Source organism: Streptosporangium sp. NPDC050855 (assembly GCF_044456585.1).
Taxonomy (GTDB): Bacteria; Actinomycetota; Actinomycetes; order Streptosporangiales; family Streptosporangiaceae; genus Streptosporangium; species Streptosporangium longisporum.
In genome coordinates this window covers 1-12,920 of sequence record NZ_JBITFY010000046.1, presented here as the reverse complement: position 1 = coordinate 12,920, position 12,920 = coordinate 1, and the positions used below count along the sequence as shown (strand labels likewise).

General features: G+C 74.9%; 5 protein-coding genes. All 5 read right to left on the bottom strand.

Translation table 11 applies throughout. The features are described 5' to 3' along the window. Positions 1 to 2,910: beta-ketoacyl synthase N-terminal-like domain-containing protein (locus ACIBCT_RS40185; protein WP_399197307.1), on the bottom strand; the 2,910-nt coding region annotated here is incomplete at its 3' end. Between the two features lie 320 nt (positions 2,911 to 3,230). Further along, positions 3,231 to 4,529 carry an activator-dependent family glycosyltransferase gene (locus ACIBCT_RS40180; RefSeq protein WP_399197306.1) on the bottom strand — a complete coding sequence of 433 codons (1,299 nt, stop codon included), beginning with the start codon at positions 4,527 to 4,529 and terminating at the stop codon, positions 3,231 to 3,233. Between the two features lie 422 nt (positions 4,530 to 4,951). Continuing rightward, on the bottom strand, positions 4,952 to 7,510 hold the full coding sequence (locus tag ACIBCT_RS40175) for an ABC transporter permease (RefSeq protein ID WP_399197305.1): 2,559 nt from the start codon (positions 7,508 to 7,510) through the stop codon (positions 4,952 to 4,954). Continuing rightward, positions 7,510 to 8,310, bottom strand: coding sequence for an ABC transporter ATP-binding protein (locus ACIBCT_RS40170; protein ID WP_399197303.1), 801 nt, complete (start codon positions 8,308 to 8,310; stop codon positions 7,510 to 7,512). The genes ACIBCT_RS40175 and ACIBCT_RS40170 overlap by 1 nt, the downstream gene beginning before the upstream one ends. Before the next feature lie 152 nt (positions 8,311 to 8,462). Then, a partial coding sequence (locus ACIBCT_RS40165; protein WP_399197302.1) for an SDR family NAD(P)-dependent oxidoreductase occupies positions 8,463 to 12,920 on the bottom strand: 4,458 nt, incomplete at its 5' end.

Genomic DNA, 12,920 nt, shown 5'->3' with positions numbered 1-12,920 from the left:
CCCATGCAACCCCAGCGACAACCGCCCCGAGAACAACACCCCCTGCGAATCGGCCACCACCACCACCGCACCCAGCAACGGATGATCCACCGAACCCAGACCGGCGGACGTCAGGTCGACGGTGTCGGTCGCGTCGAGCCAGTAGCGCTCGCGCTGGAAGGCGTAGGTGGGCAGCTTGACCCGGCGCGGGTCGTGGGGGGCGAACAGCGGTGTCCAGTCCACCGGTGCCCCGTGCACGTACGCCTCGGCCAGTGAGGTGACGAACCGGTCCATGCCGCCTTCGCCGCGGCGCAGCGACCCGATCGCGACCGCGTCGGCGCCCATGGCCTCCACGGTCTCCTGGACGCCCATGGCCAGCACCGGGTGCGGGCCGACCTCGATGAACACCCGGTGGCCCTGCCCGAGCAGGGCGCGGACGGCCTCGTCGAAACGCACCTGCCTGCGGAGGTTGGTGTACCAGTAGTCGGCGTCCAGCCCGGCGGTGTCGATCGGCCCGCCGGTCACCGTGGAGTAGAACGGGACCTCCACCGACCTGGGGGCGATCCCCGCCAGGCCGTCGGTGATCCGCTCCTTGAGCGGCTCCACGTACGCCGAGTGCGAGGGGTAGTCGATCGGGATCCTCTTGGCGCGGACGCCCTCGGCGAGGAGGCTTTCGAGCACCTCGTCCAGGGTGGCCGTGTCGGCGGAGAGCACCGTCGAGCCCGGGCCGTTCACCGCGGACACCGACACGCGGTCGCCCCAGGGGGCGAGCCGCTCGCGCATCCGGTCCTGCGGCAGGGAGACGGCCACCATTCCGCCGCTGCCGGACAGCCGCTCGCCGATGGCGAGGCTGCGGAGCGCGACGATCTTCGCGGCGTCCTCCAGCGACAGCGCGCCCGCCACGCAGGCGGCGGCGACCTCGCCCTGCGAGTGGCCGACCACGGCGTCGGGTTCCACGCCGTACGAGCGCCACAGCTCCGCCAGCGAGACCATGACGGCCCACAGGGCGGGCTGGACCACGTCCACCCGGTCCAGCGGCGGCGCGCCGGGCTCGCCGCGCAGCACCTCCGCCAGCTTCCAGTCGACGACGTGGGAGAGCGCGTCGGCGCACTCGGTGAGCCTGGCGGCGAACACCGGCGAGGTCTCCATCAGCTCGACGGCCATTCCCGCCCAGGTGGGTCCCTGTCCGGGGAAGACGAACACCACCCCGGGGGCGGGGTACGCGGTGCCGCGGACGACGTTCGGCGCGGCGGTGCCCGCGGCCACGGCGCGCACGCCGGCCAGCAGCTCCTCGCGGCCGGTGCCGACGACCACGGCGCGGTGCGGGAAGGCGGTCCGGGAGACGACCGAGGAGTGGCCGACGTCGACCGGGGAGAGGCCGGTGTCGGCGTCCAGGTGGGCCGCGAGGCGTTCCGCCTGCGCCCGCAGCGCGTCCGCGCCCCTGCCGGAGATCACCCAGGGCACGACCGGGTCGGGGGCCGCGGGCGCGGATGACACGGGCGTGGCGGGCTCGCCGGACGGCGCCGGGGCGGCGGGCTCCGGCTCGGGGGCCTGCTCCAGGATGACGTGGGCGTTGGTGCCGCTGACGCCGAAGGAGGACACCGCGGCCCGGCGCGGGGCGCCGCCGGTCTCCCAGGGCTCGCTCTCGGTCAGCAGGGTGACGTCACCGGCCGACCAGTCGACGTGCGGGGACGGCTCGTCCACGTGCAGGGTCCGGGGCAGCACGCCGTGCCGCATCGCCAGCACCATCTTGATGACGCCGGCGACCCCGGCGGCGCCCTGGGTGTGCCCGATGTTCGACTTGATCGATCCCAGCCGGAGCGGCGCGGCGTCGCCCCGGTCGCGCCCGTACGTGGCCAGCAGCGCCTGCGCCTCGATCGGGTCGCCCAGCGCGGTGCCGGTGCCGTGCGCCTCGACGGCGTCGACCTGGGCGGCCGACAGGCGCGCGTTGTCCAGGGCCTGTCGGATGACCCGCTGCTGCGCCGGGCCGTTCGGCGCGGTCAGGCCGCTGCTCGCGCCGTCCTGGTTGATCGCCGAGCCGCGGACGACCGCCAGCACCGGGTGTCCCAGGCGGACGGCGTCCGAGAGGCGTTCCAGCAGGAGCATGCCCGCGCCCTCGCCCCAGCCGGTCCCGTCGGCGGCGGCGGCGAACGCCTTGCAGCGGCCGTCGGGCGACAGGCCGCGCTGGCGGCTGAACTCCACGAAGGTGCTGGGTGTGGACATGACCGTGACCCCGCCCGCCAGGGCCATGGAGCACTCGCCCTGGCGCAGCGCCTGGACCCCCAGGTGCAGCGCGACCAGGGACGACGAGCAGGCGGTGTCGACCGAGACGGCCGGGCCCTCCAGGCCCAGGACGTAGGCCACCCGGCCGGAGGCGACGCTGCCGTCGCTGCCGTTGCCGATGTAGCCGCCCAGGTCCTCGGGGACGACGCGGATCCGGGAGCCGTAGTCGTGGTAGATCACCCCGGTGTACACGCCGACGGAGGTGCCGCGCGCGGAGGTCGGGTCGATCCCGGCGTCCTCGAACGCCTCCCAGGCGGTCTCCAGCAGCAGCCGCTGCTGCGGGTCCATCGCCACGGCCTCGCGCGGGTTGATCCCGAAGAAGGCGGGGTCGAACTCGGCGGCGTCGTACAGGAAGCCGCCCGAGCGGGTGTAGCTCTTGCCGGGGCGGTCGGGGTCGGGGTCGTAGAGGTTCTCGACGTCCCAGCCCCGGTTCTCCGGGAACGACGAGACGGCGTCCGCGCCCTCGGCCAGCAGCCGCCACAGCGCCTCGGGCGTGTCGGCGCCGCCGGGGAAGCGGCAGCTCATCCCGACGATCGCGATCGGTTCGGTCTGCCTGCTCTCGGCCTCCCGCAACCTCTGACGGGTCTCCCGCAGGTCCGCGGTCGCCTTGCGCAGATAGTCGAGAATCTTGCCGTCGTTCTCCACCACGTCACCCCTGTCGGACCGTGAGAGGGCCTCGCCCGGCCGACGGTGCGTACCGGGTCGAGGCATGAGGGAAAGGGCGCTCGCATCGCGGGGCGACCCGTGTTCGGCGTTCCGCACCCGGTCGGCGCGGAGGTTTCCGTGCCGACCGGCACGAAGGGTTCCGGCCGATCGGCACGAAGGGTTCCGTGCCGGTCGGCACGAAGGGTTCCGTGCCGGTCGGCGCGGAGGGTTCCGTGCCGGTCGGCGCGGAGGGTTCCGTGCCGGTCGGCGCGGAGGGTTCCGGCCGGCGCGGATCCGGCCGGCCGGTGCGGAGGAGGGAGGGGTCAGCCGGTCGGCGTCCGCGCGCCGGAGCGCGCCCGGTGCAGGGCGACGACCTCCTCCAGGTCGCGCACGAGGTCGTGCGGGGTGGGGGTGGTCTCCGCCACCTGCCTGATCCTGGCGGCGTTCTCCGTGAAGGACGGTTCGCCGAGCAGCCGCAGCAGGCCCTCCCGCAGGGTCGCGGCCGAGAGGTCCTCGGGCCGGATGACGAGGCCGGCGCCCTCCGCGGCCACCTGCCGGGCCATGCCCCCCTCGTCGTAGAGCTTCGCGGGGACGACGAGCTGCGGCACCCCGTGCGCGATCGAGGTGCCGAACGTCCCGGTGCCGCCGTGGTGGACGATGACCGAGCATCCGGGCAGCAGCGAGTTGAGCGGGACGTAGTCGACGACCCTGATGTTGTCGGGCACCTTGACGTCGGGGTCGAGCTGGGCGGCGTTGAGGGTCGCGACCACCTCGACGTCGAGGTCGGCCACGGCCTCGAACAGGTCGGTTGCCCGGATGCTGCCGTTGCCGCCCCAGACCTCGCGGCCGGACACGCCCAGGGTGAAGCAGACGCGGGGGCGTCCGGGCCCGGCCGTCTTCAGCCAGTCGGGGATGACGGCGGGGCCGTTGTAGGGGATGAACCGGACGGGCAGATAGTCGTGCTCGACCGGGAAGCGCGTCCAGACCGGCATGGAGTCGACGGTGGCCTGCCCGAGGACGGCCTCCTCTTCGTAGGCGCAGCCGTACCTGGCCAGCTTCGCGGTGACCCAGTCGGCCACCGGGTCCTCGTCGGCCGCGCCGGGCCGTTCCGCGCGCAGCCGGAGGAAGAGCGAGCGCATCCGTCCCCAGTGGTCGCGTCCGAAGGTGGACCGGACGTGCGCGGCGCCGCAGGCGCGGGCCGCGACCATGCCGGGGAAGGTGATGGAGTCCCAGACCACCAGGTCCGGCCGCCACTCGCGGCAGAAGCCGACCAGGTCGTCGTACATCGAGTCGTCGGTGATGAGGTCCAGCGCGAGGGGCGAGGCGAACGCGGCCATGCAGTCGCGGACGTACTCGTAGGTGAGCACCTCGGGCCGTTCCTCGGCGATGTCGTAGCCGGAGCCGAAGATCTGCTGGTCCGCGGGGATGCTCGCGAGCCGCTCGGCGATGTTGGAGGGGTCGCCCACCGGCAGCGCGGTCAGGCCGGTCCTGGTGACGTCGTCGACGATGTCCGGCTGCGTGGCGACGATCACCTCGTGACCCGCGGCCTTGAGGGCCCACGCGATCGGGACCACCAGGAACAGGTGGGCGGCCGCGGCGTGCATGGTGAACAGGACACGCATGAAGACTTCCTCCGAATGACTAGATCGCACGACCGGTCGGCCCGCGCGCCATGAGGCCGGGGCACTCGCCTTCGTACGCCGGGGCGGCGTACCGCACCGGCGAGGTCCGGAACGGTTCTGGGATCCGGCCGGAGGATCCGGGCCGGCGATCTTCCGGTCACCGTTCTCCACGCCGGCTCGATTAGCACGCTACATACACCCGTACCGGGAAACCGACCCCTAGCGCACCCCTCAGCCTCCCCTGTGGGAGACCGCGTCCCCGGCCCCGTCCAGGGCAGGGCCACCTGCCGCACGAGCAGGTCAGGAAGGGGGTGGCGGGGTGGGTCGCGGGCACCGGCGGGGACGGGCGCGCGCGAGAACCCGGGGACCCGGGCCGGGCAGGGGCAGGGGTCCCCGGGCAGGGGTGGGACGGACGCCCCGCCCTACGGGTCGGAGGGCCGGACGGTCGTCACGGGGCGGGCGCGGGTCGCGGCCCACGCGGGCGGCAGCGCCCCCATCAGCGCCGACAGGCCCGCTGCGCAGACCACGATGACGTAGAGGTAGACCGGCCCCGACGGGAGCGGGGAACCGCTGATCGCGATGGTGAAGAGCAGCAGGACCGGGACGAACACCACGGTGCCCAGCACCACGCCGATGACGGTGACCAGGACGCCCTCGATGCCCATCATCCGCAGTACCTGTCCCCGGCTGGAGCCGATCAGCCGTTGCAGCCCGAACTCCCTGCCGCGCCGTGCCGCGCCCGCCGCCTGGATGCTGATCACCGAGATCACCACGAAGGCGAGCACCGTGCCGATGAACAGGTAGTTCACCCAGGCCCGCGTCCGCTGCCGCTCGGTGTGCACGACGGACAGCACGCTCGCGTCGGACACCCGCATCCCGGGGATCGTGCCGCCCACCTCGGCCAGGGCGGCCCTGACCGCGGGGACGGCGCCGGGCGTGGCCGCGCGCACGAGGATCTGGGGCGGCAGGCCGGCCGTGGTGTGCGAGGCCAGCAGGGAGGCGGGCATCAGGATCGTCTCGTCCCCCGGCCTGGCCGACAGCAGCGCGACCACCCTGAGGTCCACCGCGTGTCCGTCGCCCAGGCGCATCGTGACGGTGTCCCCGAGGTCGCGGCCCAGTTGCAGGGCGTGTCCCTCGGCCAGCGCGACGGAGTTCCCGCGCAGGTCGGCGAGCGAGCCGGCGACGAGCCGGAACGCGGTCACCGACTCGGCCGCCTCGGCGGTGATCCCCTGGACGGGCCAGCCGTCGTCGTTCTGCCAGACGTCGTAGGGGCGCTCCAGGAACGCGGTGCCGGTCACGAACTCCGAGGCGCCCGCGACGCCCGGGACGGACCGGACCCGGTCCAGCACCCCGGAGGCCAGTCCCCCGGTGCCGGCGGTCAGCACGACGTCGGCGCGCAGCCGCTCGACGTAGACGCGCTCGGCCGCGTCCGCGGGGCTGGTCTGCAGGTAGACGTTGGACAGGGCGATCCCGGTGACGAGCATGATGGGCGTGGCCGCGGCGGCCACCCGGACCGTCCGGGCCCGCGCGTTGAGGATCGCCAGGTGGCCGATCTGGCCGAACAGGGCGCGTACCGGCTGGCGGAGCGCGTCGGTCATCGCCCGCGTCGTCAGGGGGGCGACCAGGGCCATCCCCACCGACAGGGCGAGCACGGTGAGGGTGGCCGTGCCCGCCGCGGGCGGGCGGGGCGCCACCACCACCGAGACCGCGAGCGCGGCGCCGCCGCCCAGGCAGAGGACCGTGATCGCCGACCGTACGGGGCCGAGCGGGCGGCCCCGGAGCGCCGCGCCGGCGGGCCTGCCGACGGCCGGGACCAGTGACGCCCGCCTGGCCGGGAGGAACGCGGCCGCGGCCGCGGCGAGCAGGCAGACCACCGCCGAGACCAGGACCGGGGTCCAGCCCTGCTGGAACGGCATCACCTCCGGCACCACCCCGTCGGCCACCAGCAGCCGGAAGAGCCGGTGGCCGAGATAGGGCCCGAGCAGGCTGCCCGGTACGACGGCGACCGCGGAGACCGTCATCGCCTCGGCCAGCACCATGCGCCGGATCCGCGCCCGGGACGTGCCCATCCCCCGCAGCAGCGCCATCTCCCGCCCGCGGTTCTGGACCGACATGCCGAGCGTGCTCGCCACGGCGAGCAGCGCGACCATGAACGTGATCCCCGCGGTCACCCCGGAGATGACGACGAGGTTCTCGGCGCCGTCCCTGCCGTCGGGGAACTCGGCCAGGCCACGCCGGTCACCGGTCAGCGCCACCGCGGCGTGCCCGCGCAGCGTGTCCTGGATCCTGGCGCGCAGTGCCGCGGCGTCGGTCCCGGGGTCGGGCAGGACGGCGGCCGCGTCGACCGTGCCGGGGTGCCCGGCCAGGTGCCGGGCGTCCGGGGCGGAGAAGAAGAGCGCGGCCCCGGTGATCTCGCGGCCGCCCGCGGGGGCGGCGACGCCGGTCACCCGGTAGACGCTGGCGACGCCGGCGACCGCGATCCGGACGCTGTCACCGGCCCGCAGGCCCGAGCGCCCGGCCGTCGCGGAGTCGAGCACCACGTCGCCGGGGCCGACCGGCGCGGCGCCCTGCCGGAGCCGGTAGGGCGCCAGGGCGGCGGAGCTCCAGTCGTGCCCGGTGGCCGCGGGCCGGTCCCCGAGCAGGACGGTGGCCGGGAACGACAGGTCGCCGATCACCCGTTCCACGCCCGGGAGGGCGCGCACGGTGTCGAGCAGGGCGGCGCCGAGCCGCACCCGTTCGGTCAGGCGCGTCCACTCGGTGTCGTCGTCCCGGGGGTCGGCCTTGGGCATGGCGTAGGACGGGTCGCCGGCGATCACGATCGGCGCCCCGGCCAGGCGCTGGGGAGGCAGGACCTCGCGCACGCCGGTCTCCATCAGCGCCCCGGCGGCCGAGATCATGACCGCGCCGAGGAACATCGCGGTGAAGACGGCGGCGAAGACGTCCTTGCGGAACTGGAGTGTGCGCAGAGCCAGCCTCCACATCAGCCCGCGACCCCTCTCTCCGGCCCGGGGGGCCTGTCCCAGACGCCGAGGTGGGTCATCCGCTGGATCACCGCCCGGTCGACGGGGAAGTTCAGCTCGTCGACGATGCGGCCGGCGGACAGGAAGGCGACCCGGTCGGCGTAGGAGGCGACCAGCGGGTCGTGGCTGGCCATGACGACCGTCTGCCCGGTCTCGCGCACCGTCTCCTGGAGCAGGCCGAGGACCTCGTCGGTGTCGCGGGCGTCCAGCGCGCCGGTCGGCTCGTCGGCGAAGATCACCGCGTGGCGGGTGACGAGCGCGCGGGCGATGGCGACCCGCTGGCGCTGCCCCGGGGACAGCTCGAACGGCCGGTGGCGCATGTGCTCGGCCAGGCCGACCCTGCGGATCACGTCGACCAGGAGGGAGGGATCGGCGCTCCGGCCCGACAGCGCGAGCGGCAGGGTGACGTTCTCCTCCACGTCCAGGGCGGGCAGCAGGTTGAACGTCTGGAAGATGAAGCCGACCCGGTCGCGGTGCAGCCTGGTCAGCGCCGTCTCGTCGAGCCCGTTCAGCTCCTCCCCGTCGAGGGTCACCGTCCCGGAGGTGGGCCGGTCGAGCCCGGCCGCGCACTGCAGGAGCGTGCTCTTGCCCGAACCGGACGGTCCGATGATCGCGGTCACGCTGCCGCGCGGGCAGCCGATCGTCACACCCCCCAGGGCGAGGACGGAGTCCGTCCCGCTCCGGTAGGACTTCCGCACCGATTCGAGGCGGACGATCTCGTCTGTCCGGTCGCTCTGCTCGCTGATCCCTTCGGTCTCCATAGGACGAAAGTTAATCAGTGGACGGTAACCGACACATCGATCTGAAGAGCCATTCCCTTCATCCCTGGGGCGGGGCGTGGTGAGGATCCGGGGGTTCCCGGGACCGAGCCCCTCGTACCGGGTACGAGGGGCTCGGTCCCGGCCGAAAGCCGTCACAGTTCGCTGTCGAGGATGTCGAACAGCTCGTCGGCGGTCGCCGATCCGAGCTCGGGCCCGCCGGTCCCCGGCGTCTCCCCCCGGTGCGTCTCGATCCACCGGGAGGTGAGGGCGCGCAGGCGGCCGGTTATCCTCTCGTGCTCGGCCGGATCGGGCGCGACGCTCTCCATCGCCCGCTCCAGCCTGGCCAGCTCCGCCTCCAGCGTCGCCGCGGGCGGCTCCTCGGTGACCAGCTCGCCCCTGATGTGCTCGGCGACCGAGGCCAGGGTCGGGTAGTCGAAGATGAGGGTCGCCGGCAGCCGTACCCCGGTGGCGGCGCCGAGCCGGTTGCGCAGCTCGACGGCGGTCAGCGAGTCGAAGCCCAGCTCCTTGAACGGCCGGAGCGGGTCCACCGCGTCCTCGTCGGCGTGACCGAGGACCGCGGCGACGTGGGTGCGGACCAGGTCGGTCAGCAGGCGGTCGCGTCCGCCCGGCGACAGCGCCTGCAGCCGCTCCTGCAGCGAGCGCTCGGCCGGGGCCGGGGCGGCGTCGCGGGCCGCCCGCCGGGTCGTGACGGTGACCAGCCTGCGGAGCATCGCCGGTGGCGCGTCGTCCCGGGAGCGCAGCGCCGCCAGGTCCAGCCTGATCGGCACCAGCGCGGCCTCACCGAGACCGAGGGAGGTGTCGAACAGCTCCAGCCCGGCCTCGGCCGTCAGCGGCAGCAGGCCGGACCGGCGCAGCCTGCGCAGGTCGGTCTCCCCCAGCCGAGCCGTCATGCCGCCCACCTCGGGCGCCCACATGCCCCAGGCGAGGGACACCGCCGGCAGGCCCGCGGACCTGCGGCGGGTGGCCAGCGCGTCCAGGAACGCGTTGGCGGCCGCGTAGTTGCCCTGGCCGCCGCCGTCGAGCGTGCCGGCCGAGGACGAGAACAGCACGAACGCCGACAGGTCGAGGTCGCGGGTGAGCTCGTGCAGGTGCCAGGCGGCGTCGGGCTTGGGCCGCCAGACGGTGTCGACCTGGCCGGGGGTGAGGGAGCCGACGACGCCGTCGGCCACGACACCGGCCGTGTGCACGACCGCGGTGAGCGGCCGTCCCCCGGGCAGGTCCCCGAGCAGCGCGGCCAGCGCGTCCCGGTCGGCGACGTCGCAGGCGACGACGGTGACCTCGGCCCCGGCCGCGGCCAGTTCCTCGCGGAGCGGCCCGGTCCCCGGGGCGTCCGGCCCGCGCCGCCCGGCCAGCACGAGGTGGCGGGCGCCGTGGGCGGTGACGAGGTGCCGCGCGACCAGGGCGCCGAGCCCGCCGGTGCCGCCGGTGACGAGCACCGTCCCCTCCGGGTCGAGCGGTACGGGCACGGTGAGCACGAGCTTGCCGACGTGCCTGGCCTGCGCCATGAAGCGGAACGCCTCGGGGGCCTGGCGCACGTCCCAGGCACGGACCGGCGGCGGGACGAGCACGCCCCGCTCGAACAGCCGGACCAGCTCGGCCAGGATCTCCGCGGTCCGGTCGGGACCGGCGTCGGACAGGTCGAACGCGTGGTAGGAGACGCCGGGGTGCCCGGCCGCGACCTGCCCGGCCTGGCGTACGTCGGTCTTGCCCATCTCGGCGAACCGGCCGCCGCGCGGCAGCAGGTCCAGGGAGGCGTCGACGAACTCCCCCGCCAGCGAGTTGAGCACGACGTCGACGCCGCGCCCGCCGGTGGCCTCCAGGAAGCGCCGCGAGAATCCCAGGTCGCGGGAGGAGGCGATGTGGTCGTCGGCGACGCCGAGCGCCCGCAGCGCGTCCCGCTTGCCGTCGCTCACCGTGCCGTAGACCTCCGCGCCCAGGTGGGCGGCCAGCTGTACGGCGGCCATGCCGACACCTCCCGCGGCGGCGTGCACGAGCACCGACTCGCCCTGGCGCAGCCCGGCCAGGTCGACCAGGCCGTAGTAGGCGGTGGCGAACACGGCGGGCACCGCGGCCGCCTCGGCGAAGGTCCAGCCGGACGGGATCGGCACGACCATCCGGTGGTCGACCACCGCGTAGGGGCCGAACCCGGCGTCGACGAGTCCCATCACGCGGTCGCCGGGCGCCAGGCCCGGCACTCCGGGCCCGACCTCGACGACCACTCCGGCGGCGTCCGCGCCCAGGTCGGCCCTGCCCGGGTACATGCCGAGGGTGATCATGACGTCGCGGAAGTTCAGGCCGCCCGCGCGGACCGCCAGGCGTACCTGGCCCGGCTCCAGCGGACGCTCGGCGGCGTCGCAGGCCGTCAGAGCGAGGTTGTCGAGCGTGCCCGGCGTGGTCACCTCCAGACGCCAGGCCGTCGTGCCGGACGGCGGTTCGAGCATGCCCGCCGAGGCGGCCCTCGCCAGGCGCGGCGCCAGGGCCGTGCCCTCGCGCAGGGCCAGCTCGGGTTCGCCCGTGTTCAGCACGGCGGGCAGGGCGCGCCGGGAGTCGTCGGTGCCGTCCACGTCGACGAGCAGGAACCGTCCGGGGTTCTCCGCCTGCGCCGCGCGGACCAGCCCCCACAGGGGTGCCTGTACGAGGTCGGGCGGGCCGTCGCCGGAGCCGGTCCTGACCGCGCCCTCGGTCACCACCGCCAGCCGGGTCCCGGCGAGGGCCTCGTCGGCGAGCCAGGCGCCCAGCAGGTCCAGGGTGCGCAGCGTCGCGTCGTACGCCGCCCGGGGCGGGGTGCCGGCCGGGCCGGTGGCCGGATCGCCGGGGGCGGCGACCAGCACCGTCCCGGGCAGGGCGGGCATGGCGCGCAGCGCGGCGAGGTCGGCGGCGAAGGGGACCTCCAGCCCGGCCGAGCGCAGCGCCCGGCCCAGCTCGCCGTCCTCGGCACCGAGGACGAGCCATCCCCCGCCCCCCGGTACGCCGCCGTCGGCGACGACGGGCACGGACGTCCAGTCGACCCGGAACAGCGACTCCCCGCGGGTGTCGCGGGCGGCGCCGAGCCGGTCGCCGGTGACGGGACGCATCACCAGGGAACCGATGCTGACCACCGGGGCACCGGTGCCGTCGGCCACCTGCAGCGACGCGGCGTCGGAGCCGTTCCGCCGGACCCGTACCCGCACCGACGAGGCGCCGGTCGCGTGCAGCGCGACCCCGTTCCAGGCGAACGGCAGCTCGACCTGTCCCTGCGGCGCGGTGCTCCCGCCGAGCTCGACGGCGTGCAGCGCGGCGTCCAGCAGGGCGGGGTGGATGCCGAAGCGCGCGGCGTCACCGGCGACGCCGTCGGGCAGCACGACCTCGGCGAACACCTCGTCGTCCCGGCGCCACGCGGCGCGCAGTCCCTGGAAGGCCGGGCCGTAGCCGGCCCCCTCGGAGGCCAGCCGGTCGTAGAGCCCGTCCACCGGTATCGGCCGGGCACCGGGTGGTGGCCATTCGGCCAGGTCGAAGTCACCGGGCTCGGCGGACGGCGTCAGCACGCCGGTGGCGTGCCGCGTCCAGGGCTCGTCGTCCGCCCCGCTCCTGGAGTACAGCGACAGCGGGCGGCGTCCGGAGTCGTCGGCGCCGCCGATGACGGCCTGCAGCGCGACCGCGTCCCTGCCGGGCAGGACGAGCGGGGCCTCCAGGGTGAGCTCCTCGACGCCGGCGCAGCCGACCTGGGTGCCCGCGCGGACGGCCAGCTCGACGAAGGCCGTACCCGGCACGATGACCGTGTCCAGGATGGTGTGGTCGGCCAGCCAGGGGTGGCTGTTCAGCGAGACGCGGCCGGTCAGCACGGCTCCGCCGGACTCGGGCAGCGTCACCACCGCGCCGAGCAGCGGGTGCTCGGCGGGGACCTGGCCGAAGCCGGTCGCGTCACCGGTGAGCCCGTCGGTCTGCAGCCAGTAGTGGCGGTGCTGGAAGGCGTAGGTCGGCAGCTCTGTCCTGCGGGGCCCGGCCGCACCGGTCCCGTTGGTCCCGTTGGTGTGGCCGTTGGCCTTCGCCGCGGACGCGTGGCCGGTCCGGGCGGCGTCGGTGAAGAACGTCTCCCAGTCCACCGTCACCCCGCGGGTGTGCAGGGTGGCCAGGGCGGTGACCAGCTCGGCCGCCTCGTCACGGCCGCGCCGCAGCACCGGCACGAACGCCGCGTCCTCGGAGGTGACACCGTTGCCTGCGGACGGAGTGAGGGGGGCTTGGAGGCATTCCTGGCCCATCGCCGACAGCACCGCGTCCGGACCCACCTCCACGAACGTGGCAACCCCGGCCTCGCGCAGCGTCGCCACCCCGTCGGCGAACCGCACCGCCTGGCGCACGTGCCGCACCCAGTACTCCGCCGAGAGCATCTCCTGCCCCGCCACCCGGCCGGTCAGATTCGAGATCACCGGAATCGTCGGGGAGGCGAACGTGATGCCGTCCAGCACGCGGCGGAAGTCCTCCAGCATCGGCTCCATCAACGGCGAGTGGAACGCGTGACTGACCCGCAGCCGCTTGCGCCGCACCCCCCGCTCCACCAGAGCCGACACCACCTGCTCCACCACCGACTCCACCCCGGAGACCACCACCGA

Excerpts from the sequence above, each read along its gene's own strand:
- ACIBCT_RS40180 (WP_399197306.1), bottom strand. The coding sequence starts at position 4,529 with ATGCGTGTCCTGTTCACCATGCACGCCGCGGCCGCCCACCTGTTCCTG.
- ACIBCT_RS40175 (WP_399197305.1), bottom strand. The coding sequence starts at position 7,510 with ATGTGGAGGCTGGCTCTGCGCACACTCCAGTTCCGCAAGGACGTCTTC.
- ACIBCT_RS40170 (WP_399197303.1), bottom strand. The coding sequence starts at position 8,310 with ATGGAGACCGAAGGGATCAGCGAGCAGAGCGACCGGACAGACGAGATC.